The 24,456-nt window shown below is 33.7% G+C and carries 31 protein-coding genes and 1 pseudogene; 14 read left to right on the plus strand and 18 right to left on the minus strand.

What is annotated here, in order from left to right; translation table 11 throughout:
- Positions 1 to 121: 121 nt before the first annotated feature.
- Positions 122 to 466, minus strand: coding sequence for a hypothetical protein (locus ACX12B_RS09430; protein ID WP_459353757.1), 345 nt, complete (start codon positions 464 to 466; stop codon positions 122 to 124).
- Positions 467 to 536: 70 nt separating this feature from the next.
- Here ACX12B_RS09430 and ACX12B_RS09435 point away from each other — a divergent pair, with 70 nt between their 5' ends.
- Positions 537 to 1,628: a homospermidine biosynthesis protein gene (locus ACX12B_RS09435; RefSeq protein WP_459353758.1), complete on the plus strand. Its 1,092-nt coding sequence runs from the start codon at positions 537 to 539 to the stop codon at positions 1,626 to 1,628.
- Here the strand turns inward: ACX12B_RS09435 and ACX12B_RS09440 are convergent.
- A complete protein-coding gene (locus tag ACX12B_RS09440) occupies positions 1,625 to 1,837 on the minus strand; it encodes a hypothetical protein (RefSeq protein WP_459353759.1) in 213 nt (70 codons plus the stop codon). The two genes, ACX12B_RS09435 and ACX12B_RS09440, sit on opposite strands and share 4 nt — an antisense overlap.
- 98 nt (positions 1,838 to 1,935) lie before the next feature.
- Here ACX12B_RS09440 and ACX12B_RS09445 point away from each other — a divergent pair, with 98 nt between their 5' ends.
- Entirely contained in the window at positions 1,936 to 2,247 is a 312-nt protein-coding gene (locus tag ACX12B_RS09445) for a MarR family transcriptional regulator (RefSeq protein ID WP_459353760.1), read from the plus strand.
- Here the strand turns inward: ACX12B_RS09445 and ACX12B_RS09450 are convergent.
- Positions 2,229 to 2,579, minus strand: a complete 351-nt coding sequence (locus ACX12B_RS09450) for a cyclophilin-like fold protein (protein WP_459353785.1) — start codon at positions 2,577 to 2,579, stop codon at positions 2,229 to 2,231. The two genes, ACX12B_RS09445 and ACX12B_RS09450, sit on opposite strands and share 19 nt — an antisense overlap.
- 88 nt (positions 2,580 to 2,667) lie before the next feature.
- On the opposite strand from ACX12B_RS09450, the gene ACX12B_RS09455 reads away from it, so the two are divergent.
- Together ACX12B_RS09455 and ACX12B_RS09460 are read left to right on the plus strand one after the other, a co-directional pair.
- A complete protein-coding gene (locus ACX12B_RS09455) occupies positions 2,668 to 3,177 on the plus strand; it encodes a DNA-directed RNA polymerase subunit K (RefSeq protein ID WP_459353761.1) in 510 nt (169 codons plus the stop codon).
- Positions 3,178 to 3,228: 51 nt separating this feature from the next.
- Positions 3,229 to 3,543, plus strand: a complete 315-nt coding sequence (locus tag ACX12B_RS09460; RefSeq protein WP_459353762.1) for a DNA-binding protein — start codon at positions 3,229 to 3,231, stop codon at positions 3,541 to 3,543.
- On the opposite strand, the gene ACX12B_RS09465 is transcribed toward ACX12B_RS09460, so the two are convergent.
- Positions 3,540 to 3,956 (minus strand): transcriptional regulator, encoded by a 417-nt coding sequence (locus ACX12B_RS09465; protein ID WP_141975375.1) that lies wholly within the window; start codon positions 3,954 to 3,956, stop codon positions 3,540 to 3,542. The genes ACX12B_RS09460 and ACX12B_RS09465 overlap by 4 nt on opposite strands.
- 109 nt (positions 3,957 to 4,065) lie before the next feature.
- Here ACX12B_RS09465 and ACX12B_RS09470 point away from each other — a divergent pair, with 109 nt between their 5' ends.
- Positions 4,066 to 5,010 carry an asparagine synthase C-terminal domain-containing protein gene (locus tag ACX12B_RS09470; RefSeq protein ID WP_459353763.1) on the plus strand — a complete coding sequence of 315 codons (945 nt, stop codon included), beginning with the start codon at positions 4,066 to 4,068 and terminating at the stop codon, positions 5,008 to 5,010.
- Positions 5,011 to 5,012: 2 nt separating this feature from the next.
- Here ACX12B_RS09470 and ACX12B_RS09475 read toward each other — a convergent pair whose 3' ends face one another.
- From ACX12B_RS09475 to ACX12B_RS09490, 4 genes are all read right to left on the minus strand, one after another.
- Positions 5,013 to 5,150 carry a YHS domain-containing protein gene (locus ACX12B_RS09475; RefSeq protein WP_014963322.1) on the minus strand — a complete coding sequence of 46 codons (138 nt, stop codon included), beginning with the start codon at positions 5,148 to 5,150 and terminating at the stop codon, positions 5,013 to 5,015.
- A gap of 48 nt (positions 5,151 to 5,198) precedes the next feature.
- Positions 5,199 to 5,564: a DUF6659 family protein gene (locus tag ACX12B_RS09480; RefSeq protein WP_459353764.1), complete on the minus strand. Its 366-nt coding sequence runs from the start codon at positions 5,562 to 5,564 to the stop codon at positions 5,199 to 5,201.
- A 68-nt stretch (positions 5,565 to 5,632) separates the two neighbouring features.
- Positions 5,633 to 6,733: an aldo/keto reductase gene (locus ACX12B_RS09485; RefSeq protein WP_459353765.1), complete on the minus strand. Its 1,101-nt coding sequence runs from the start codon at positions 6,731 to 6,733 to the stop codon at positions 5,633 to 5,635.
- 30 nt (positions 6,734 to 6,763) lie between these two features.
- The gene (locus ACX12B_RS09490) at positions 6,764 to 7,654 is read right to left on the minus strand and encodes a UbiA family prenyltransferase (RefSeq protein ID WP_459353766.1); all 891 of its coding nucleotides are present in this window, start codon (positions 7,652 to 7,654) and stop codon (positions 6,764 to 6,766) included.
- Positions 7,655 to 7,740: 86 nt separating this feature from the next.
- On the opposite strand from ACX12B_RS09490, the gene ACX12B_RS09495 reads away from it, so the two are divergent.
- Positions 7,741 to 7,944, plus strand: coding sequence for a hypothetical protein (locus ACX12B_RS09495; protein ID WP_459353767.1), 204 nt, complete (start codon positions 7,741 to 7,743; stop codon positions 7,942 to 7,944).
- Here ACX12B_RS09495 and ACX12B_RS09500 read toward each other — a convergent pair.
- From ACX12B_RS09500 to ACX12B_RS09525, 6 genes are all read right to left on the minus strand, one after another.
- Positions 7,941 to 10,658, minus strand: coding sequence for a TolB-like translocation protein (locus ACX12B_RS09500; RefSeq protein ID WP_459353768.1), 2,718 nt, complete (start codon positions 10,656 to 10,658; stop codon positions 7,941 to 7,943). The genes ACX12B_RS09495 and ACX12B_RS09500 overlap by 4 nt on opposite strands.
- A gap of 62 nt (positions 10,659 to 10,720) precedes the next feature.
- Positions 10,721 to 11,359: an archaellin/type IV pilin N-terminal domain-containing protein gene (locus tag ACX12B_RS09505; RefSeq protein WP_459353769.1), complete on the minus strand. Its 639-nt coding sequence runs from the start codon at positions 11,357 to 11,359 to the stop codon at positions 10,721 to 10,723.
- A gap of 110 nt (positions 11,360 to 11,469) precedes the next feature.
- Positions 11,470 to 13,251, minus strand: a complete 1,782-nt coding sequence (locus ACX12B_RS09510; RefSeq protein WP_459353770.1) for a hypothetical protein — start codon at positions 13,249 to 13,251, stop codon at positions 11,470 to 11,472.
- A complete protein-coding gene (locus ACX12B_RS09515) occupies positions 13,248 to 13,952 on the minus strand; it encodes a hypothetical protein (RefSeq protein WP_459353771.1) in 705 nt (234 codons plus the stop codon). The genes ACX12B_RS09510 and ACX12B_RS09515 overlap by 4 nt, the downstream gene beginning before the upstream one ends.
- Positions 13,953 to 13,958: 6 nt before the next feature.
- Complete coding sequence (locus ACX12B_RS09520) at positions 13,959 to 14,489, minus strand: hypothetical protein (protein WP_459353772.1); 531 nt, start codon at positions 14,487 to 14,489, stop codon at positions 13,959 to 13,961.
- On the minus strand, positions 14,486 to 15,640 hold the full coding sequence (locus ACX12B_RS09525; protein ID WP_459353773.1) for a TackOD1 domain-containing metal-binding protein: 1,155 nt from the start codon (positions 15,638 to 15,640) through the stop codon (positions 14,486 to 14,488). Before ACX12B_RS09525 ends, ACX12B_RS09520 begins: the two co-directional genes overlap by 4 nt.
- Positions 15,641 to 15,775: 135 nt before the next feature.
- Between ACX12B_RS09525 and ACX12B_RS09530 the strand changes: the two genes are divergently transcribed.
- The 4 genes from ACX12B_RS09530 to ACX12B_RS09545 all read left to right on the plus strand — a co-directional run bounded on the left by ACX12B_RS09530 (position 15,776) and on the right by ACX12B_RS09545 (position 20,336).
- Positions 15,776 to 17,386, plus strand: a complete 1,611-nt coding sequence (locus ACX12B_RS09530; protein WP_459353774.1) for a type II/IV secretion system ATPase subunit — start codon at positions 15,776 to 15,778, stop codon at positions 17,384 to 17,386.
- Positions 17,387 to 17,388: 2 nt separating this feature from the next.
- On the plus strand, positions 17,389 to 18,312 hold the full coding sequence (locus ACX12B_RS09535) for a type II secretion system F family protein (RefSeq protein WP_459353775.1): 924 nt from the start codon (positions 17,389 to 17,391) through the stop codon (positions 18,310 to 18,312).
- Positions 18,313 to 18,316: 4 nt separating this feature from the next.
- The gene (locus ACX12B_RS09540) at positions 18,317 to 19,225 is read left to right on the plus strand and encodes a type II secretion system F family protein (protein ID WP_459353776.1); all 909 of its coding nucleotides are present in this window, start codon (positions 18,317 to 18,319) and stop codon (positions 19,223 to 19,225) included.
- 271 nt (positions 19,226 to 19,496) lie between these two features.
- Positions 19,497 to 20,336, plus strand: a complete 840-nt coding sequence (locus ACX12B_RS09545) for a TrmB family transcriptional regulator (protein ID WP_459353777.1) — start codon at positions 19,497 to 19,499, stop codon at positions 20,334 to 20,336.
- On the opposite strand, the gene ACX12B_RS09550 is transcribed toward ACX12B_RS09545, so the two are convergent.
- Positions 20,333 to 20,734 carry a DUF2203 family protein gene (locus ACX12B_RS09550; RefSeq protein WP_459353778.1) on the minus strand — a complete coding sequence of 134 codons (402 nt, stop codon included), beginning with the start codon at positions 20,732 to 20,734 and terminating at the stop codon, positions 20,333 to 20,335. The genes ACX12B_RS09545 and ACX12B_RS09550 overlap by 4 nt on opposite strands.
- Positions 20,735 to 20,805: 71 nt before the next feature.
- Here ACX12B_RS09550 and ACX12B_RS09555 point away from each other — a divergent pair, with 71 nt between their 5' ends.
- A complete protein-coding gene (locus tag ACX12B_RS09555) occupies positions 20,806 to 21,084 on the plus strand; it encodes a hypothetical protein (protein ID WP_459353779.1) in 279 nt (92 codons plus the stop codon).
- Entirely contained in the window at positions 21,081 to 21,479 is a 399-nt protein-coding gene (locus ACX12B_RS09560; protein WP_459353780.1) for a pyridoxamine 5'-phosphate oxidase family protein, read from the plus strand. Before ACX12B_RS09555 ends, ACX12B_RS09560 begins: the two co-directional genes overlap by 4 nt.
- On the opposite strand, the gene ACX12B_RS09565 is transcribed toward ACX12B_RS09560, so the two are convergent.
- Together ACX12B_RS09565 and ACX12B_RS09570 are read right to left on the minus strand one after the other, a co-directional pair.
- A complete protein-coding gene (locus tag ACX12B_RS09565) occupies positions 21,476 to 21,715 on the minus strand; it encodes a hypothetical protein (RefSeq protein ID WP_459353781.1) in 240 nt (79 codons plus the stop codon). The genes ACX12B_RS09560 and ACX12B_RS09565 overlap by 4 nt on opposite strands.
- Positions 21,716 to 21,879: 164 nt before the next feature.
- Complete coding sequence (locus ACX12B_RS09570) at positions 21,880 to 22,080, minus strand: hypothetical protein (protein ID WP_459353782.1); 201 nt, start codon at positions 22,078 to 22,080, stop codon at positions 21,880 to 21,882.
- Positions 22,081 to 22,248: 168 nt separating this feature from the next.
- On the opposite strand from ACX12B_RS09570, the gene ACX12B_RS09575 reads away from it, so the two are divergent.
- Positions 22,249 to 23,115: a CFI-box-CTERM domain-containing protein gene (locus tag ACX12B_RS09575; RefSeq protein WP_459353783.1), complete on the plus strand. Its 867-nt coding sequence runs from the start codon at positions 22,249 to 22,251 to the stop codon at positions 23,113 to 23,115.
- A gap of 116 nt (positions 23,116 to 23,231) precedes the next feature.
- On the plus strand, positions 23,232 to 24,041 hold the full coding sequence (locus ACX12B_RS09580) for a ParB/RepB/Spo0J family partition protein (protein ID WP_459353784.1): 810 nt from the start codon (positions 23,232 to 23,234) through the stop codon (positions 24,039 to 24,041).
- A 158-nt stretch (positions 24,042 to 24,199) separates the two neighbouring features.
- Here the strand turns inward: ACX12B_RS09580 and ACX12B_RS09585 are convergent.
- Positions 24,200 to 24,456: pseudogene (locus ACX12B_RS09585) on the minus strand (hypothetical protein); the annotation flags it as partial.

Below are 24,456 nucleotides of genomic sequence, written 5' to 3' on the forward strand. Positions count from 1 at the left end.
ATCGGTAGTAAAAATCAGATATTGGTAAGCAGATCGGTAGTAAAATTAATTTATAAAATGAAAATAACCAAACAAGATCAAACGACAGATTGAAAAAATTTAGAAAAATTGAGTCTTACCACTATTTTTCACGTAGTGAGATTACCGAACGTAAAATCAACCCAGACATCCCCAAATTAGATGTAAGAAATGTTGTTGCCCTCTTCAAAGAATCAACACCCCTAAACCCTTCATCATACACCATTTCTACTGAACCTTTGTCAGTTTGAACAAAAGAAGTGATTAAAGAGTACTCTCCTAATTTTTCATCAGTTTTTTCTTTATAAAGACGCAATTCTACTTTAGAAATCTTAAATTCATCTTGAATAAAATTCCCTGATGAAAATAAAATTTCAACTTCATCAGGAGTTCTATCTACTCTCCGAGGATCATGTAAATCAACAATATCCATTGATCTTATTTTCATAGTATTCCTAATTAAGTAAATTTCCAATAATTTTCGCAAGTATTATTTACAGTAGAACCAATTTTTTGTTGTGGATCCACACAAATTTCATGGGAAGGATATACCTCACATCAAATTAGATCCTGAAATGACAATAGAGGGTTTGGTGAATGTTTTTGCAAGTTCAGGATTTAATGGTAGACAATTAGGTGAAGCAGCAAAACTTTATGCAAAAATGATTAAAGAAAATGCAACAATCTGTCTCACAGTTTCAGGTGCGATGACACCAGTGGGATTTGGGGGAATTATCAAGACATTAATTGAAAGAGGGTTTGTAGATTGGATAATCACTACAGGCGCAAATGTGTATCATGAGGATCATTTTGCATGGGGATTACCAGTAAAACAAGGAAGTTTTGATGTGGATGACATGAAATTGTACGAAAATGAAATTGTTAGAATTAGAGACGTGTACATTAAATTTTATGAAACACTAGAAGCAGAAGATAAAATAATTCAAAAAATGTTTGAAGACGAATTTATAGATAAGCCATTTACCACGTCAGAATTTTGTAATTTAATGGGAAAGATTAGTAAAGAAAAATCAAAACATCCAGAAAAAAGTTTCATTACAACTGCATATGAGTATGATGTACCAGTATACATTTCAACTATGAAAGATTCGTCACTTGCACTAAATCTTGCAGTACATAGATTACAAGATAAGACATACAGTTTAGACTTTGTAAGAGAGATAATTGAACAAGCAGCAATTCTATATAATTCTAAAAAGTCAGGGATTTTAGAATTAGGTGGAGGAGTTCCAAAGAATACAGCTCAGCAAACAGGTCCATTGTTAGACCAAATTTTAAGAAGAAATGACGGAGGACAAGATTACGTCATACAGATAACAGATGCAAGACCCGATACAGGTGGACTTTCAGGAGCAACATTACAAGAAGGAAAAAGTTGGGGGAAGGTACAAGATGCACATCACGGAATGATTACTGTGTATGCAGATGCAACAATTGCATTTCCGATTCTTGCATTGTATGTTCTGAGTAATCAAAAAACAAGAAAGCCAAAAAGATTATACAAGAAATTAGACAAAATGTATGAAAAATTAAGCAAAGATTATTTCAAAAATCCAGTAAACAAGAAAAGATCAAAGAATAAAAACTAAAACCTGTCAAATCTTGCTCGCTCAAGTTCACGATCGTCTTTAGATTCCTTTTTGTATTCTTTGTAGTGTTCTTTACAGAGAACTGATTTTTTACCTGAAGAGTTTACTCGCAAACCAGCATTTTCAACTTTAGTAGTATTTAGTGAACGTGCACCATCATTGTCACATCCATCAACATTACATTTTGCGCCTTTAGAAACTACACCCATACCATCCCTTATCCAAGATGTTATTTATATTTGAAAATTCTAACGACAGTCAAATCATAGGTTCATCGTTTATAAGAGGAATATTTTTTTCTCAGTTCATGGGTGGAGCAAAAAAACCAACTGCTGCAAAAAAAGATACATCATCTAATTCCAAAGAATCTAAGAAAAGTAAGAAGGATAAAGGTGAAGGTGGTCCAAAGAAAGCAGAGATCACAGTTATGGTTAATGAACAACAAGCAATGAAGATCATCCAAAATGCCAAAGTAATTACTGTTCAAGACATGGCAAGACAAACAGGAGTAAAAATTTCTGCAGCAAACAAATTTCTAAAAGAATCAGCTGAAAAAGGTATTGTCAAAAGAGTTGGCGGTTATTCAGGACACCACTTGTATCAAGCAGTTTCTTCATAGATACACAACACATCTCCAGATTTAACATCCTTTAATGCATCAACGTTATCAGATAATTTTCCAATAGGAGTCATTGTTTTTGCAGATGCAACATCATTTGTAAAAAAGCAAAAACTCCCAGATGAAGGCAAAAATGCAACATCTCCTTTTTTGAATTCAGATCTTGCTCTTTCGATACCAGAATCAACAGAGGTTTCAAAGTAAACAATACTTTTTCCCAAAAGATGTGCATGTCCTTCTAAAGGTAAAGATCTCATAATTGTTCCAACAGTCCTAGGAGACAGATGACGTTTCAGATCACAAGAGATTTTTGCTTTTCCTCGAATTTCCAAAATCAGTTGTTTTCTAGATACAGATGAGGTGCTCAATTCGTAGTTTAAAATGATTAGATTATATAACGTTTTAAGAAAAAATCCGTACTTGTCTGATTCTAATAAAACTGAAGCAGTGGCAGTTGCCGAAGATGAAATTCCTGCAACAGAAGAAATTGTTGATGTAGAAGTTGAAACCAATGCAGGATTAACCAAAGCACTTGATACTTATCGAAAACTAATTGAGAAAAAAGTTGATGCCGAACCATTAACTGAAAAAGAACAAGATAATCTTGAAAAAAGAATTAAAGAAATTGAAGATAGAGAAGTTGTTGAAACAATAGAAGAGCATGAGCCAGTAGAGATTCCTTGTGAGAAAAACAAGATTACAATTGGGCCACCAACACTAACTAGATTTGAAAAGGCAAGAATTATGGGTGCAAGAGCATTGCAGTTGTCTCTAGGAGCACCACCATTTATCCCAATTCCAAAAACTGCAAGAATATCACTAGATATCTCAATGGAAGAATTGGAACAAAGAGTGATCCCAATCACAATTAGAAGAGTTCTCCCAAATGGAGATTATCAAAATATTCCTATTGACTATTTTGAAAAATGAATCATTGGTCGATAAAACTTAAAAGAAGACAAACTTGCTGATTGTTGAATAATGCTCATGGACGAGACACGTGAACCGCATGGTCAAGAGCAGACCAAAAAGTCTGATGAAACTATAGCGTATATTGGAAATGATCCTGTAATGCAATCAGCACTAGATGTGTTATCGATGTTAGGCAGCAAAAAAAAGGTCATAATCAAATCAAAAGGAAATTCAATTCCTAATGCAGTAGCAGTTGCAAATATCATTACAGAAAAGATGTTATATGGAAATTCCAAAGTGGAAAAAATTACACTTGATACTGATGCAGCGGCAGGTATTGGAAAAATGACATCAACTGTAGAAATTATTTTAGTTAAAATTTAGTAAACGCTACCAGGTCCTTTTAGAAGCATATTTTCACATTCTTTGCAAACTTGTTCATCAATGTTTGATTCCAAGTTATGATGTATCTCACAAATTAACAAACTTGATTTGATATAGTTACACAATCCAATGAATTTGGATAGGCTTGATGGAGTGTATGCCATATCAGATGAAAGATTTTCACTAAGTTCATCAATCATATCTGAAACTTGTTTTTCTGCCAAAAGTTTAGCAATCAATGATGGATCACCTCGTGTACCCCTAATGTAATTACTAACTGCAGCTTGTGTAACTCCAAGCATTTTAGAAATTTCATCTTCTCTAATGTTGTGATCTTCTGCTAGTTTTTTTGCAAGAATTGCACGTAATGCAGGGATTAGTGTTTTAGATTCAATCTCAGCAGGAAGTAGCATTGATTCTCAAGGATTCTATAAAGAATTTAAAGTTTGCAATAATGCTGCAGGGTGTTTTGAGCATCAGATTAGGCATAGCTATTTTAATTTCAAAATAATTTGTTTTGCATTGGATAATACTTCCAAGGAACTTTATGATGCATTAAAAGAATCTTGTAATTCATGTGAATCAAATTTGATATCACTATCAGGAGGACTAGATAGTTCAATTATTGCATATTTTTTGAAGGAGAAAAAACCAAACACATTAGCAATAATTGCAGAAGACTTTGTTTCAACAGATCTGACATATTGCCAATTGGTTTCAAAAGAAATGGAACTTCCATTAACAATTTACAACGTAAAAACTGCTGAAATTCTTGAAGCAGTTGAAGAAACAATTAAAATTCTGAAAAATTTTAACGATATTGAAATCAGAAATAATGTTGTAATGTATCTTGCTATAAAATGGGCAAAAGATAATGGAGAAAAATCAATCATTACAGGAGATGGAGCAGATGAATTATTTGCAGGATATAATTTTCTAGTACATAAATCAGAAGAAGAGTTAGAGGCAGAAATTAAAAGAGTATGCTCAATTATGCATTTCCCAACACAAGAAATTGGGAAAGCGCTAGGAATCAAAATAGAGTCACCATTTTTAAGCGAAAAAGTAATCAATCTAGCAAAAAAAATTCCAGCAAATTTGAAGGTAAGAAAGGAGAATGAAAAAAGACATGGAAAATGGATATTACGTAAAACATTCAAAGAACACATTCCAGAACAGATCGTATGGAGGGAAAAATCGCCTATGCAAGAAGGTTCAGGTACATCAGGATTAACAAATCTGTTTGAATCAATTATTGAAGAAGAAAAATATGTTGAAAAAAAGTTGACGGTAGAAAAAGAAGATAATGTGGTTATTAGAAGTAGGGAATCAATGCATTATTATGAAATTTTCAAGAAATTATATGGTTCCCCAGTAGACAAAGAAGCAAAGAGTGTGTGTCCTTATTGCAAACACAAAGTTGAGAATTCAAAATTTTGTAGGATGTGTGGAGCGTTTCCCATCTAAGACTATTTGTATTTACGAGGTTTTTTGATGAATATTCTTCTACAACCATTACAACAAAAATAGAATTTTTTTCCATCGTGTTCATGTAACAATGCTAACTCTTCATCAAGTTCAATTCCGCATACAGGATCTACTGGCACAAATTTTTCTTATGTAAATTCTATTTATAGATTCACTAAATGATCATACTAGGCATTAACTATTTCAAGGATTTTTTTAGGCAAGACACTATAATCAGAGTCAGGTTCAGCTGCAACATACAAAATATCTTCATTAATTGGAACGCTAATTGCCAATGCTCTTTCACGAGAAGCTAATGCAAAATTCACTGTTCCAAGTTGCTTATCAAACTCTTTTCTCATTTTTACGCGTAATGCAAGTTCCATGAAAATCATTTCGTCGTCTTTTTCACTTTCCAGAGGTTCAACATTGGGTTTCATTCCACCTGCAACTAGCCTTCCTCTTTCATTAATTACACCAGCAAATCGGATTTTCGGGTCAGAGTCTTTAATTAAATCACAGATTTTTGAGTAATCATAAATCTTTCCAGACATGAGTTCTCTTTTTAGATCCCCCTCTTATTAGCTTTCTATAAAATTTGAAATATGAAATGGGAATTAATTTAGGAAGTTAATTTCTTTACAAGGTTAAGAAATTCATCTTCAGTATAAGGTGGAATTTTCATCACTTCTAAATTCTCAGATACATGTTCTGCAGATTTTTGGCCCACTAATGGCGCAATGACTCCCGGTGATGAACGAATAAACTGTAATGCTCGCATAGAGGGTTTCAAATCACTAAATTCAGGCATGACACCAGGTTGTAATAATCTGCCCTGCATTAATGGGACACTTGTAAAGACCCCAATTCCCAATCTTGTTGCAGATTCTAATGTAGAGACAGGATTATTTTGAATTGTTTGTGTTTTACCTAGTAGTGCCTGATCATAATACAAATTGAATGGAAGTTGAATGAATCGGAATCCATGGTCATCACCACCTGCTTTTCTTGCCATATCTACAGTGTCTTCTAAGGAAAGATATTGCGGGTTATCAGTTGGAACTCTAAAACATTCCCAAGTAGCCATTCCGTAAAATTTGATTTTACCTTCATTTCGCTTTTGTTCATACAATTCAAAAACAGATTGTAAATTTTTCAAAAACTGTTCTTTTGAAACATCTTTAATTTGTCCTTCAACTGCATTATGAAGATACATCAAATCAATACATTCTAAATCAAGATTTTTCAAACTTCGATCCAATTGATCTGAAAGATAAGAGGTAGTCATACAATGATAGCCAGATGTGATATCACCTTCTTGGACAACACCTTTTTGAGTATATTCTTCTTTGACATACTCCCAAAATCCAAGTTGAACATCAGCATCATTTGTAACATACCCATTTTTTGATGAGACAAATATCTGATCACGGGAAATTTTATTTTCCTCAATTAATTCCGAAATTGCTTTTCCAACAGAACGCTCGGCCTTTTGAGAGCGATAGTTTATTGCAGTATCAAGAACATTTACTCCTGACAAAACAGATTGTTTTACAGCATTAGTTACTAATTCATCAGTTCTTGCATCAGGATCACCAAGATAAGTGCCAATTCCAACATTAGATAAGGTAAGATTTTGAAATTCCTTAAAATTTGCTTGATTTACGCCTGAGTTTTCAGCAAATTTTTTTGTACCTTCAGGAGTTGCATATCCAGAAACCATGTTTTCTCTAAATTATTACTAAATTTATGTTTAGACTGTAAAACCAACCAGAAAACTAAGGACAAATAATGCACCAGTAATTCGACTAAACATCAGTGTAGAGGACATGAATGGAACCAGGTCTTCAACAGAGTCAAAAGTTTTTTTCAAACCAATTCCAGATTTTATCATTAAAGGAATACTAAATAGAGTAATCAATGAAATAATCGGAAACAAGTTCAAAGATACACCAATGATTATTGCAGAATAAGAAACAAAAGGAAATATCCAAAATAGTTTTGTTGCTTTTTGTTTTCCAACTACAATAACTAATGTCTTTCGCCCTTTTGATTTATCTGCATCATGATCTGGAAATGATGCAATAAACAAAACCAATGAAGATAACGAACCGACAACAATACCGGCAAGAATTGATTCCATAGTTATTTGTCCAGATTGAATAAAAAAAGTACCAAGAACAATCATGGATCCTTTTACTGCAACAAAAAATTCTCCTAATCCCGAATCAACAATTTTTGTAGAGTAAAAATAGATTGACAGTATTGCAAAGCCCAAAATAATTGCAATAATAATTCCATCAGTGATTACAAAGTATGCACCAATTGTAGAGCCTATTACCAAAAAAGCAATTCCTGCGCGATAAACACTAGATGGTTTGAGTAATCCTTCTGGAAGAACACCAGTTCCTCCACTCATCTTTGTTTTTGGAGTCTCGGTATCAATTCCACGTTTAAAATCCCAAAAATCATTTAGTAAATCAACACTGGCATGTAATGCCATAACTCCTGCAAAAGTCAAGATAGCTTCAAGTGGTCCAATGGTTAAATTTTGCCACCAATTCAGAGATAGTCCAACAGATACTGCAATTACAGATGCTAAAAGAAAGCGAATTCTAATGACTCTAAACCATACAGAGAGCATCAACAACAATACAATTTTTCAGTATAATATTTCATAAGATTGGATTTTAGGCCAGTGTTTATTAAAAAAATCAACTAAACTTATTCATGATTATAGGCAGAGTTTTAGAAAATGAAAAGAAAGTAAAATTTGATACAGAGATTGTTTGTACAAATTGTGCTAAAAAAGTTCCCGGAGGGCTACAAACAGGTGAATCATACTACAAAACAAAAGAATTTGAAATAGAATTAGAAGATTTTAAGAAAAATTATCTATGCGGTATTTGTAGAGATAAAAAAAGAAGAAATTAGAGTTCTTCTTCATCTTCCCATTCTTCTTCAATGTTAGTTTTAGATTTCTTCAAGAACATAAACACAACAGCACCAACCATAAGAATTCCAGCAATTACAATGTAAATTATCCATTCAGGCAATTCCAAATCAATTGCATCAAATGTTTTTTGAGGAGCATCAACATTTACAGAAAAAGAATCCTGTCCTTCAGCATAACCTTCGGCAGTTGCTATGATATCAAAGGAAATTGATGGACCTTTATAAGCAGTCAAACTCACAATAGCACTTCCATCAGAGCTTGTCCTTACAACATTAGGAGTTATCAACACATCATCTTCAGTTACAATTTTGAGGGAGGCATTTGGAACTGATTGCGCATTTTCATCATCAACAAACAATCTAAATTCTATTGGTTCATTGACTTTAACTTCAGATGCAAGACCACCAGTGAATATTTGGAGTTGTGTTTGGGAAGATGCAGTGTTAATTACATAAAAAGTTCCATTAACACCTTTTGCACTTGCATGAATTTCAGTAGTGCCAATAGAACCAGTTGTTTTTATTGGAAATGTGGTGTATGATGAACCAGCAGGGATTACTGCATCATCAATTACTTGGACAATAGAATTATGTGAAGATGTAATTTTTGATTTTACATCAAATTTTGGAATTATCGGATTTCCTTGTAAATCAACTAACTGAACAATACCAATAGTTTCTTTATGTTCTGTATTAATTGTATCAACAGGGAAAAATACTTGTAATTTTGAAGTGGGCCAAGTAACAAAGGTCTTACTTCCTTCAAGATCAGAGTTTGTTTTTTCTCCAATTGGTTCTACAGTCAAAGTAACAGTGGTTTCTTGTTCAGAAACATCAAATGTATCACTTCGTAATTGAGTAAATACAAAAGTTTCACCTCTAGAGATTTCTACTAATCCATTAGTAGGTGTGATCAGGTATTTTCCATCATCTTTCATCACTTTTGGACGCTCACTTCCATCAAGTGCAACTAAAAAGATGTCAAAATACCCATCTCTGTCAAAGATAATACTATCATCACCAGTCGGAGAAAATAATCTAACCTCTTTTTGTTCCAGACTATTTACTACTTGAGTAGAAAATGAGCCTGTTCCAACACCATTTACAGATGTAGATATTGTTAAAGTTCCTGTTTTCTGGCCAGTGGTAACTTGAGTGGTTCCATAAGAATATGAACTTTGAATGCTACCACCATCAATTATTTTACCAATTTCATCATCGCTGGAAATAACATTGATTTTTTGAACATACCCATCACTGTACAAACTTTCACTAGATTGGGCAGGATACAGTTCTTCTTCTTCAAGACAATCAATTGAATAGAGAAGCATCTTTTCTGTATCAAGTTCAGTGTTATGAGTTATTTCCGAATTTGACTCACCAGGATTTGATTTATCTGATTGTTCTGCACATTCAGGATGAATTTCAATTTCAGTTCCATCAGGTCGTATTCCATCATCATCTTCATCATCTTCAATCAATGATAATTGATAAGTAAAAAATGCTGTAGCGTTACTGGGAATTTTATCTAACCCATAAACAGAAACTGCTTTTCCGTAATTTTTTGTGTTAAACCCAAAATCATAAACATTGTTTATGCTTTTTTTGATGTTTTCTTCAATCTCAATTGATTCTCCAACTGTTCTAAATGTGTCAGTAGCAGTTCCGTAACCTTCTGCAGTAACTCCAATCAAAATATTATTTGCAAGTAAATTTTGCAAACTAAATTTTTCTTGTAATAAAAATCCAAATTCACCCTTTTTGATCACAGGCTTTTCAGAGGCCACAACTTTAGCCAAATTCTCACCAATTGGATATTGTTCACTAGAAAAGAAATTCAACGGGATGTCATGAGGGGTTTTTGTAGGATTTCCTTCAGAATCAACAACAGTTACAAAAATATCTAATTTTCTGTCAATTTCTGCAGGAATCATTTTCGGATGCACAGATAGTTGTAATGCAGTAGGCAATGTTGATGAAATTTTGATGCTTTTTGCTACATCTAGCCCAGCCTCATCATATGTTGCTCTTAGGAAGGTATTTCCAGTCTTTTCAAAGGCAGAAACTATTCCCCAGGCGTAATAATCACCTTTTTTGATAGTTAAAACATCATTATCAGGAGATGCCAAAGATTCTTCATATTCAAATTTTATAGAGATGTCATTAGGAGCACGAACGACACTGTCATCAAATGTTTTAAGAAAAACAGAAAATGGCATTTCAGAATTTACATGCATCTCATTTGTAGGTAGATGTAATTCTAAAATCAAATCATCAGGCAAATAAGTTTCATCAGTTCCTACGGCTATTTTTTGGAAAGTTGTTTTTCCGTTAAGCGTTGCAGTGATTGTTGTTTGTCCAGATTTTTCACTGGTGGTTACTGGAAAAGTAACAAATTCTTCATTAGCCTTTAGAATAATCTTGTTGGGTACAGAAGCAATAGAAGGATCATCAGAACTTAGACTAACTGGTACATCATAAGAAGAAGTGATTGGGACGCCATGTTTACTTAGAACAAAAAAATAACCTACATCATGTTCAAGTACACCAGTTTCTAAATGAGAAGGAGATATTGCAAGTTTTACAGAATAATCAGATAAAGCATCTAAGTTTTGTGCAGATATAGGTTGAACAGTAATTCCAAGAATTAATGATATTGTAAGTAGAAAGATTAGGTTTTTTTTGGTTTTCATTTTTTTCTCCATTTTTTCATTTTTCTCCTTTTATTTTTCATAAAAATGAAAAAAGGGTGGAGTTATCCACTTTGTTGACCTGCTACAACAGTTCCAACGAACACAGCACCATTAGCTGTTGTTAGTTTGAATTGTGCATCTCTACCAAATTGAACATCTTGTTCTAATTCAAGTAGAATTGTAGCTTGTTGACCTGGTTGCAATGTTGCGGTTGGAGAGGTAGATAATTCTGCCAATGCTCCAGATACACCTCTGTTAACGATTGTGAAATCATTAGCAGTCAATAGAGTGTCTGCGGCATAGTCATCAAGAGTTCCACCTGGAACATATGTGTAAACACTGCCTGCAAAACGCACCTCAGTTAATGATGCTGCAGAAACACCTTGATTTGTCACATAGATTGCAACTCTCTCACCGGTTAGAAGTCCATCATTTGGATTTCCATCTGCTACTGTTGGAGTAGCTTGTTGATCAGTAGTGCTTCCATCATGTAGTTGTAAGTTAGTACCATCTCTTGCATCATACCCATTAATTTGGAGTGATTCAATTTGTGGTGCACCACTGATTTGTGCAGAACTAAAGAATCCTTGTGAAAACACAAAGACAATACTTCCACCAACGACTGCAATTGCTACCAAAAGAAGTGTTGCAATTACTGGAGCAACTGCTCTTCTTGAAGTCAATTTGTTTTGTTTTGACATTAGTCGTGTCATTTCTAAATTTCTTAAAACTAGAAAAGATGTTAAAGGAATTTGTGTTCAAAACGGACTACAAATCAATTGGGTGTTCAGTTGTGCCATACAATGAACAATTAGCCGTCAACTTGAAGAATTACTTCAGCTAATGGACCAATAGAAAATCCATTTGACGTTACTCCCTGACCAAGAACATACATCACATACAATCTATCATCAGAAATACTTGGAGAACGAGCAGTGAATGTAATTACATCACTAGGATTTATCGTAGTTCCCAACGCAGTGGATGTTATTCCAACAATTTGAGTAGATGAATCACCAAATGTTGTAACAGATGGAGTACTAACAAATCCAGGATGCGATACCAATGTTACATCAGTCCATCCTTTTGGAACATTAATGATTAATTTTGCACCAGAATTGATTGTGGTACTATCAGACAAATCCATGTCAGCTAATGCAACACTAAATGTTCTAACATCATTTGGTGGAATTCCAGTTTCAAGAGAACTAATATCTGCACTTAATCTAGAACCAGTTGAATCTGTCAAAAACACATTAGCAATTGATGTTGCCGTTTCAGACATTGTTGACTGATATCCGGCCTTACCAAAGGAACCAAGAGTAGTAAATACAGAGCCTTGAACCAAAATTGACTCTAAACCAACGTTTCCAGAGGGTTTTCCAGGCTCAACTTTGGTCAAAAATGCCCTGCTAGAATTTCCAGGAATGATAATCGGACTAGATGTATCTTGCCACATCAAAGAATTTTCAGAAGGACATGACCAATTTGTATCAGGTCCTAGAACAGGAGAGATTGGATCAAAATTACAATCACCTCCGGTTCTATCAAACAAGACATCATTGTTGTTTCCACCAGGTGCAAAAGCCGTGATGATTAATTTTGAAACCTCCATAGGAGCATTAATTGGATTTACAACATTGATGCCCCATAATGCTTCAGTATCTCCAGATTCTCCTTGAGATGAAGGGATTATGAAAAACAGTTGAGGTCTTGCCAATAATTCATCTATAACAATGTCAGGCTCACCACCACCATCAGTAGGAAGTCGCAAGATGCTTGTATCAGATATAGAATTACTTGAAACATCATCAGGTGTTACTAAATCACCTCGTGCGATTCCAGAGAAATTTAATTCATCACCACTATTTCCGGTAACTTGATAATCCCATGAAAACATCACAGATTCGCCGGCATTCAAATCAACAGAAGAGGGAGTGTGAGAAGATGAAGCAATTACCATACCAGTACCAGTTACTGAAAGAGTATCTGGTGCAACATTTTCTACTAATCCAGAACCAGTATTTGTTACAATCATCGCAATTGTGACATTTTGTCCAATTATCACATCAGGAGGATCAGTAATCATTTCAGCTCGCAAACCACTTGAAGAAGGTCCAGAACCAACTGCAAATTCAATCATTTTAATTGTGCCATATGAAGAAATTACTTTAATGTCATATACATCAGGATTCATTTGAAGTGTTTGAGAGGACAAAACATTAGAAGAAAATCCAGATGGAATAAATGCATCATCGTAACTCACATTAAATCTCATTACAGGTTGATCAGATAGTGTTTTGTTTACAATCCAGACACTAGAAATTTCAACAGGATTTTGACCCTGATTGTTTACATTAAGAGTTAGAAGATTATTTCCATCAGTTGAGGCAAGAACACCAAACTGTTCTTGTTGTTTTTTGATTTCAACGTCAGATACAATTCTTTGGGTAGTAACAATATCTGTCTGAGCATCTAAAGCGAGGCTTAACACAGAAAATCCTGCAATCATAAGAACCGTAAAGAATAGTGCACCTACAACGGAGGATAAACCACGTCTATTTTGAGGCAAAAATCTAGTGTTTCGACTCATCTAGCATCTCCACTCTCTATTAGAAATTCAACAGGATGAATTGTTCCTGCATCCAACAAAATATGAATTCCCTTGTTTAACAGAATATCAGAATTATCAGGACCTAATTTTATGAGAAGGTTGACAATTTGACCGTTTTGAATTTGGATATTTTCATTTTGAGTTAAAGGATTTTGAGAAATTGGAATTATAGAAAACGTACCATCAGCAGGGTATTTTCCACCAACCAAATCATTTTGAGAAGCATCTAATTGAATTCCAGAGGTTGCAGGATCCCATGGATGAACTACACCATTAATAGAAACATCCTCCAAAAATATTGGATCAAGACCATTGTTTTGAATTTGTAATACTATGAACTCAGTTCCACTACTTTCAGGAATTGAATTTGGAAATCCACTGCATGACACGCCACATAAAAATGCATTAACATTATTTTCATTATCAACATCAGCCATAGTCAACAAAGATGAAGAATCACGAGTATCATATGCCAATAATAATAAATTCAGAGATGAAGAATCTAACGTGGTAACACTACCAAGATTACCAGAAACAAATCCATCATTTACAAAATAAGTTAATGTTGTAGCACCAGTTACAGTAACTGCCATCAATAACATCGTACTAATAACATCAGTTACACCCCGTCTTCGTTTAAAACGAGAATTTTTTTGTGTCAGATATGTATGAGATATCATTTTCATCTATGTGTTAAATGGACTAGCAACAGTTGTGAAGAAATTTCCTCTAGTAGTGGTAAGTGATATTTTGTATTCAGAATTCAAATAAGCAGCATCATTCCATATGGCTGAAAGTGGTGTCAATTGAATTTCAGAATCATCAATATTGTCCAAGGTAATATTCTGGTTTTCTTTAGGTAAAATGATCTGATTAACTTCAACCCAATTTGCGATAATTTCTTGATTATCTATTTTCAAAATAGTTATAGTAGAAATTGTAGATTCAACAGTTCCAATATTTGCCAAATCTATCGAGATATCATCAGTATTAGGTTCAAATCTTACATGTTCAAAAATCAAATCTTCCCGATGGAGTTCATTCTTTGTTTTTTCGTGAAATGAGAGATCATAGGTAAATGCACTGATACTACCCATGCCATTAAACAAAATTACTGAACCAACAGAGCTAACTATTCCCAAAATTACAAGACTACCCATTACTTGACTGACTGCGCGTCTAGTCTTTTGATGAGATTTCTTTGATACATTTTTCACTTTTTACCACCATTTTTTGAATACCAATCAGAAACAAATTCTTCAACACGGGAAATAATTTTAGATAAATCAGGCTCAGAAATAATATGAATTCCATAGTGTTTTGCTAATTGTTCAACACCATCAGTTATTGCAGAAACAGTGATCAATAGTGTGTTTGTAGGATCTATATCCAATTTTGGAATTAAAATAGAATTCATATCAGTTTGATCAATTCCACGAGATTGATTTTTAATGAAAATCAAAATTGAATCATCAGTGATTTTACTTTTTCCATAAATCGGAATTTCATGTATGTTATTACTTTTTCCAGGAATTGGATAATTAAGATAGGAATCAAAATTGAATCCAACTAGCAGTTTTTGAATTTCTTCTTTAATTTCACTAGTATCAGAATTTACAGAAATTTCTGAATTTTTTAATTTGTATCTAAATGTGGACACAAATTGGCCAGAATTTGTGTCAAAATCATGTTCATATTTTCTACAATGTAATTTCACCACGGCATCATCAAATTTCTCAGAGCAATCATTACATTGATACCACATGGCAGGTACTCGAATCTCTTTTTCAAAATTTGTTATTGGTTTTTTACAGGAAGGGCATTGAGAATTTTCATTATCAGTAAAATCAAAATTACTACTTTCTGTAATGTAGCCACATTTTTTATGTTCAAATAAATTGAGTTTTTCTACATCCATAGAGTGACATTTTGGACAGTATAATCTAACACTAGATGAAAACGTATCAGAGTGAATTGGACAAACAATTAATTTTTCATAAATTTCTTTTTCTAAAATTTCATCAGAAACTAATCCATCAAGATAGGACAAATTATCTTGAGGTTCATCAATTTCAGATAAGATCGGATAGAGAAGTTTTCCTTCATTATAATCAACAAATGGAATAATCGTTCTATCTTTGAGTTTTTGAACTTCTTGAATTAATCGAATAGATTTGTTTGAAGAGGGTTTGGGAAGTTCTGTTTCAGGAAGAAATTCAGATTCCACAATATATTCAGGTATAGATTCAGTCACAGAAACATCAGAATTTCCCTTAAAGATTGAAGAGATGCTCTGAAAACCAGATAATTTTGAATCAGGTTTTGTCTCAAATGAAGGAAGTTCAGATGATTTCTTTCTAAATATCATAGCTCAACCTCACTAGATACGAGAAATTCGCATTAACCATGGTAGTTTTCATAACAAAATGAAGAGTAAAAGGAAAATGTTGTTCATATGGACGAACAAGTGTTAAAACACATTACGTGTACATAGAACCTCAAATTGAGGCTAAATATTTTCAAGGACAAGTTATCAGGATTGCAAAAATTGCAAACCAAAGAAAAAGAAAAGTTAGATGTGAAATCTAGAGTTTCTGAAAAAATTTCCAATTTACCAGAAGATGAAAAAATACCTCAATTCATGACACTGTCAAAACTAGAATGGGATGAAAATGAAATTCATGCAGGTGTGATTAAAGACCCAACTGCAAAAGGTGGTTTAAGATACCAGGTCATTGAACCAATCCTTACAGAAAGAGACCAAAAAGCATTTGAAATCATAAAGAAATTACTCATAACAGAACTAACTGTATCCATGAATGAAATCAAATCAAAAAAAGATGCAGAACGTAGATTAAAGAAAAAGATAGCATCAATGATTAAAAAATACAGATTAAAAATCCCACCAAAAAATATTGCAAAAATTAACTATTATGCAATTAGAGATTTTGTTCATCTTGGAAAAATTGAACCATTAATGAGAGACCATATGATTGAAGAGATAAGCTGTGATGGAACAAATATTCCAATCTACATATGGCATAGAGAACATGAGTCAATGCCAACAAACATAATTTTTGAAAAAGACTCAGAATTGAATAATTTCTCAAGAAAGATGGCATACATTTGTGGAAAACATGTCTCCATGGCAGATCCAATTATTGATGCATCACTTCCAAATGGAAGCAGAATCAATTTGACTCTAGGTCACGAAATAACAAAGAGAGGAAGTACGTTTACAATCAGGAGATTCAGGGCAGATCCAATTACAATTATTGATTTGATAAAATTCGGCACAGTGTCAGTGGATATTGCAGCATACATGTGGTATTTGGCCGAAAAACGTGCAACAATGCTCATTGCCGGAGGAACTGCAAGTGGAAAAACCACAGCACTAAATGCTCTTGCATCATTTATCAGACCAGGTCAAAAGGTTGTCAGCATAGAAGACACTCAAGAATTAAACTTACCACATGAGAATTGGATTCCTGCAGTATCAAGACAGAATTTTACAGATACTCAAATAGGAGAAATCAATCAATTTGATTTACTAAGAGCAGCTCTCAGACAGAGACCAGACATAATTATTGTAGGTGAGACAAGAGGTCGAGAAGCATATACATTATTCCAAGCTATGGCTACAGGTCACGGAGGTTTTTCATCAATACATGCAGATTCTGTAGATGCAACATTAACAAGACTAACTTCATCACCAATGGATGTTCCCAAAGCATTGATTTCAAACAGTTTAGATTTAATCACTCTACAATTGAAAATCAGAATTGGTGACAAATCAGTTAGAAGGATTATTCAAGTTTCTGAAATTAATGGGATTGATGAAAATACAGGACAGATTAAGACACATGAAATTTTCAAGTGGAATCCAAAAACAGATTCCCACGATTATATTGGAGATAGCATAATATTCAAAAAAATTAAAGAAAGAGATGGAGATTCTGAAGAGAAAATCAATTATGAATTAACAAAAAGAAAATCAGCATTAGAATGGATGGTAAAAAATAACATTCGTGATCATAAAGAAGTAACTACAAACATCATGGATTACTATGCAAATCCAGAAAGATTCTACGAAAGAAAAAGATTGGAAGTGTAATTTTGAATCTAACTGGAACTAAACAAAAAAAGAAGCAAAGAGAAGAATCAGTGGGACAGATTCATGTTTTTAGTTACAAAATGCTAAACGACCACGTAAAGATTCTACATCCAAAATTAGGCTCACTTGAAAAATCAATCAAACAGGCAATGATGCCAATCCCATTTGAGGTCTATGTCTCCAGTATGGTATTCTTTAGTATGATTGCAGGCATTTGCGGAGTAATTATGGGCATAGTTGCATCTCAATTCATCAATATCCAGCCAGCAAGTTTGGGATTCTTGATGCCATTGCTTACAGGATTGATGTTGTTTGGAATGACTTTCGGAATACTGCAAATGATTCCCACAATCAGAGTAAAAAATAGGGCTGCAAAGCTTGTAGAGGAAATACCTCATTTTATTGGATACATGTCAACACTTGCAACTAGCGGTCTTACACTAGAAGGGATATTCAAGGCAATTGCAAAAGAAGAGACAGATGAAGATATTGTAAAGGATGCAAGATTCATTGTAAGAAATATTGACATTTTAGGTATGGATTTGATTAGTGCAATCAAGGATTTAATTCACAGAACACCAACAGGCCCATATTCAGAATTATTAGATGGTGCAATAATTACAGTCCAATCAGGGGGAGATCTTAAAGAATACTTTAACGCAACTGCAAAGGTTCAGTTAGAAGAAAAAAAGATGCTCATGCAAAAAACTACAGAATCTCTTGGCAGTGTTGCAGAAATTTACACAATTTTGTTAATCGTTTTCCCATTACTTGCAGTAATCATGTTATCAATTATGGGTATCATGAGTCCAAGTCTTGCAGGATTTGATTTGTTAACTTTGATGAACATCCTAACCTTTGCAGTAATTCCACTTAGTGGGGTATTGATGTTAGTAATGATGGATACAATGGTGCCAAAGAGGTAGTGAAATGGAAAGGGTTGAAAGAAAAAGAAGAAAGCCAATTGAGATAGAACCAAAACAATCAATACTAAAAAACGAGATTCTAAAAAGTGCAATATTCTCAATTGTAGCGTCAATTAGTGTAATTACAATGAGTTTTTATTTTTCAGAATACTCAGACTCTACAACAATTAGAGATGTTGGATTAATCTTTGGAATTTTAGTTGGAATAATTCCTCTTACAATTCATCAACTAAAAGAAGTTCAGCGAAGAGATAGTATAGATAGAAATCTACCAGTGTTTTTACTTGCATTATTAAGTTCAGTACAAAGCGGGGCCAATCTAATTAAAGCAATTGAGCAGACGGCAGATAGAAATCTAGGTGCATTAACACCAGAATTAAAAAACTTGAGAGCAAATATCAGTTGGGGAACACCAATGGAAGAAGCATTTGAAAATTTTGCAGAAAGAACTGGAACAAGAGTTGCAAGAAGGGTAACAGTACTTTTAGAGATGGCAATGAAAATTGGAGGAGATGTTTCAGAAAATCTAGAAATGATTCAAAAACACGTCTCTGAAATGCAAAATATTGAAAAGAGTAGAAAATCAGCTCTTCAACCATATACATATACAATTTACATTTCGTTTGGAGTTTTTTTGGCAGTTGCAGTGTTGTTGACAACTAGTTTCTTTACAGAAATAGAAAAAGTTCAGGAAGGGCTTTTAGCAGCTGGAAGTGGGACAGAAGGACTATTTGGATCCCTAGCAAGTATGGAAGTTGAAAAATTAGAATCAGCGTTGTTTAACATGGCAGTTATTGAAGCAGTCTTTGGAGGGTTGGCTGCAGGAAAGATCGGTTCAGGATCATATGTTGCAGGAACAAAACATGTGGTTGTAATGATAGTAATTGCAGTTATTGCATTCAATGTTATGTAAAATGAAAAAATGTTTGTTCATTTGAACAAACAAAAGTGATGTTTGTTCATCAACACAAACAACTTAGATCATTACGCATGAAAATCTAACAACTAAGTATGTGTGTCACATGAATTACAAGCAGAGCCTTTTGTTCTAATCAATCTATCACAATACAGGAAATGAGAAGTGGGTATGAGAATAATAGGTTGTGAGTTACGTAGAAGTTCTACGAAAATACTAAATGCAATTAGCCAAAATAAATCCAGAATGATAAAGGTGAGTGGGTATTATGATGTCATATGAAGATCAAGTAAGCGGAATTGCCGCAGAATTAGAAGAAATACTAGATTTGGATGATTTAGAGGCCAAAGTGTATCTCAATTTACTCAGAGCAGGCCCCATAACGGCCAGTGCATTAGCAAAAGAATTGGATATTGACAGAGCAAGAATGTACCGAACAGTAGACAAACTTGTAAGTAGAAACATCATTTCAACCACACTATCTAGTCCAAAATTGTGTATTGCAGTAGAGCCACAAGAAGCATTGAAAATTACGTTGGGCAAAAAAGAAGACGAGGTAAACAAAATAAAAAAATCAGGTGAGGCCATAATTGAGAAAATCAATAGTGAGATTACAACAAATCAAAGTAGTTCAATTCCAACATTTAGAGTGGTACAAGGTCGTCATAATATTTACGCAGATATTGCACAAATGATTGAAGAGACAACAGATGTACTGTACATCGTTACAACATTAGATGATGTCTCAAGAATGTATCATAGTACCATACCAGAAAAAATTACAATTTGTGAAAAGAATGGAGGTAGTGTGAGATTACTTGTGGACATGAATGATACAAAGCTTACACCATTTGTAAAAAGATTCAATGCAACTGAAACTAAAATTGGCAAATTACCATCTAAAGGAAGACTGATTGTTCAAAAAGATAAAAAAATGATAATGTCAGATTCAGCAGCATCATTTCAACATTCTAGTGCAGATTCTGATTTTTCATTATGTACAAACTCTACTGAAATGGTAGACAATATCTTTACACTCTGTAAATTCTTGTGGGAAACATCTAGTCCACTAAAGACAATTGATGTAAAGAATTTTGTTAGAAATTAAACTAGAGATTCGTCACTGACTTCAATAGGTTTTCTGCCCATAAATCCAGAGTCTTTTTCATGCCAAAATTTTATTTCAGTTTCACCATATTTCCAACATAACCACACTTCTTCATCAAATCGCTTTGCAGGAAAATCAAGTAGTCCCTGCTCGATACTTTTGACTACAACTCCAGTATTTTCAAGGATTTCAACTGCCTCATAGAATTTAGTTATTGCAGAGTTTAGTTGTTGTTTTAGAGTAACATATTCCTCAAAAGAATTTGTTGTAGACACACTCATTTGTAATTGCTGTTCTAGTTTTTTTACCTCATTTTGTTTTGCTAAAGCATATTCGAACTTCTTTATCACATCAGGAAGTGCTTCATTTGCTTCATTTGTAGTGAAAAATGAGAACATGATGAGACTCAATATTTCTGGATTAAAAATCTTAGGCGCAAATTTATTAGTAAAACTCTATGAGGGAAATTATGAGTGAAGATCAATTAGAGGCATTAATAGTTCAAACAATCAACGGAGCTGTAGCAACAATTCCAGCATATCTTGATGAAATAAAAGAAAACAAAGAAGTCCTAAAAGTTGAAGACCCAAAAGAATTTGTGTATGGAATTGTGATGGGCATGGCATTAGGAATGAGTGGTGCAATACTTAGTGCCCAAAAAGAAATGCCAACACAAGAGGATCAAATCAAAGTCAGAGATATTGTCTATAAGCACATACCAGAGATTAGAGAACGGATTTTCAATTGATAAGATTCAATGAAAAAGAAAGAGAGTTTCTCAAGTCATTAGAAGAAGCAAGAATAGCAACATCACATGATGATATACCCCATGTAAAACCAGTCTCTTTTGTACTAGATGAAAATACAATTGTTATTGCAACGGATTATGAAACAAGAACATACAAGAATCTAAAAACAAATACAAACGTTAGTGTGGTAATTGATATTTACAAATCAGGAGGGCATAAAGCAGTACTAATTCAAGGTAAAGCAGAGATAATAGAGAACGGAGAAGAGTTCAAGAAATTATACAAGATATTTTTTGAAAAATTTGAATGGGTCAGGCGAGATCCTTGGAAAGAAAATGAGGCGCCATTTTTGAAAATTATTCCACTAAACAAAGTTAGTTGGGGAATAAATTAGATGCCAGATAACACACATTTAGATTCAATGCCTATTTTTTCTGCAGTAGAAATTGAGATCAACACAGCTTGTTCATCACAAACCCCATCATCATTGAAGTCAACTGAAACAAAGACCTTGCCATCAGGAGCAATTGAATCAGATACAATCTTTAACGGAAAAGACTCCGCCATCACAGAACCATCCATTCCCAATCCAAGCAACAATGAAATGCTTACCATGCCAATTACAGACATAATCCCTAGACCCACGTGTATGTTACGATAGTTTTTCTGTTAAGAAGTAAGGAATTTTGAATCGATCTGAAGTACCAAAAAGGTTCCTAAAGGAAAATTGAGGTCCAAACTGGTCAAAATTGGAATTTTTTTTAGGTTCATATGCTCCATATAGGAATTCAAGGTCATTTTTTAGCATATTTGCGTTTGATTTTTTTTGCTCTAGGTTTGCTTCTCAATAAACGACCACAGCAAGGACACCATAATCCTTCCCAATCGATAAATAATTCACATTCAGGACATCTTTTTTGTCCCAATTCATATCTCCCACCATCAATGCCAGTACTTGTTGCCTTGTACTTTTTACAAGACCCATTGCAGTGCATAACTGATTATGAAATATGGATATAGAAAAATAGTTTCATTATTTCCAATTGTTTGAATTAATCACATATCAACAAATAAAGAAGATAAAAAAACCCCATTTTTAAAAATCAAATGAGATTACATCAGAGTAGAATAATTTATCAATAATCATACATTAAAAATTATAATTGAAACACACACTCATACTGTTTTTTGTATTATTAATTACACTAACTAGCAGTACAGTTTATGCACAAACACCATTTAGAGATACTGCAGGTTTGACAAAAAATGGAATAGAGTGGTGTGAGGAAAACTATCAATTATACAAGATTATGGAAAATGATTTTTTTGAGCACCACCAACATTCCATTGAATCAAGACTATGTGGGAATTTATACAATGACGAGTTATGGATGTATAATGGTCAAGACAGGTATCAAAAGTTAATCGAACAAAGTAGGATATACTATGCACTAGAGATAGAAGAAAGTATCAATGAAGCAAAAGAAGGGAAAATAGATACAAAACCAGTAATTATTCAAGAACCCACACAAGAAATTGAGCAACAACAAAAAGAAATTGAAGAAGCAGAGTTGGCTGAAATCCAACCAAAGGAAATCAAAACAGATGACAGTATAGAACAGATTCAAAGTAAGGAATCAAAAGGTGGCGGATGTCTAATTGCAACTGCTGCATATGGAACTGAATTAGCACCACAAGTTCAATTCTTAAGAGAAATTAGAGATAACACTGTAATGAGTACTGCATCTGGTGCATCATTTATGACTGGATTTAACCAGATTTACTATTCATTCTCTCCAACAATTGCTGATTGGCAAAGAGAAAACCCAATGTTCCAAGAAGCAGTTAGAGCATTTATCACACCAATGATTTCAACATTATCTATCATGACATTGGCTGAAGATGGTTCAGAAGTTGAAGTTTTAGGATTAGGAATTTCAGTTATTGCACTTAACTTGGCAATGTATATTGCAGCACCTGCATTAATTGGATTCAAAGTTCACAAATCTCTAAAATCATTTAAAGAGTAGATCAGTGTTTATGATTTTTTGACCCTTTTTTCATGTAAATTTGTTGAAATAATTAGAGCAAGAATTGTTTTCAATAAACCAATCATTACATTAAAGATGAGAACAGTAAATTAACAGTGAGAAAATACAAACCGACAATTTCTTACAGATTAAGAGAGATACCAATAAAGAAGATCAAAGTATGGAAAGAAGCTCAAGCACGTAAACTAGATAGAGAAAATATTTCAGAACTTGCAAAATCAATTAAAAATGAAGGACTGTTAAATCCCCCTCTTGTTCAAAAAGAAGGTAAAAACACATTCTTGCTAATGTCAGGACAAAGAAGATTGGCTGCAATGAAACGACTAGGTGCAAAGAAAATCCCAGTGCATGTACTTACAAAGCAGACGTCCTACGATCTAGAAAATGCAAAGGCAGCATCAGTTGTTGAAAACATACACAGAAACGACATGAATCACAAGGAGATTGCAGATTCTTGTAAGTTTTTGACAGAGCAGATGGGAAAATCAGCTGCTGCTAAATCCATGGGCATGTCATTACAAACCCTAAACAAGTATCTTGGATTTTCAGGAGTCCCAGACAAACTAAAGTCATTGGTACCAAAGGTTCTTTCACGTGATGAGATGACAAAATTGTATCACATCATACCAAACATTACAAAAGCAGAAAAAACTGCACAAAGGATATCAAATTTAGATTCAGGATTGAAAAAGAAATACATTCAAGCACTATCTCAATCACCAAAGTCATCACACCAAAAATTGCTAAAGCGTGCAAAATCTATGAGAATCAAGCAGAATTTGTCATTTAAATTATCAAAAACAAATGCAAAAAAGCTTGCATCGGCATCAAACAAAAAAGACATGTCACCTGATGAGTTTGCAGGGAAAATAATTTCAGATTATTTAAAGCGTAAAAGAAGATAGAGCTTGCTATTTCAGTGGACTCCAAACAATTAAGATGTGGAATAATTTAGAAACGTAAATGAGTAATAAGATCAAATGCGCTTATTGACATTTCATTTTAAATAATTATTTTCTTGCAGACATTATGTTTTAAAAAATAATTTTAGAAAAATTCAAGATTAGGGTTTTCCTTTACCATTTCCAGGTCCAGGAGAACCAGATGGAGGTCCAGCATTTGCAGGAGGTTGACCATTTCCAGGATTGTCAGAGGGATTTCCAGGACTTGCGCCAGGATCACTATTTCCGTTATCGCCTCCAGGATTAGTAGAACCTCCAGGAGAATCTCCATTTGGAGTAGCATCACAGAAATCAGGAGTTCCATCACCGTCAGTGTCTACATTATCATCACCGCCTGGACAGACATCAACATCATCAG

The organism is Nitrosopumilus sp. S6, assembly GCF_054515815.1.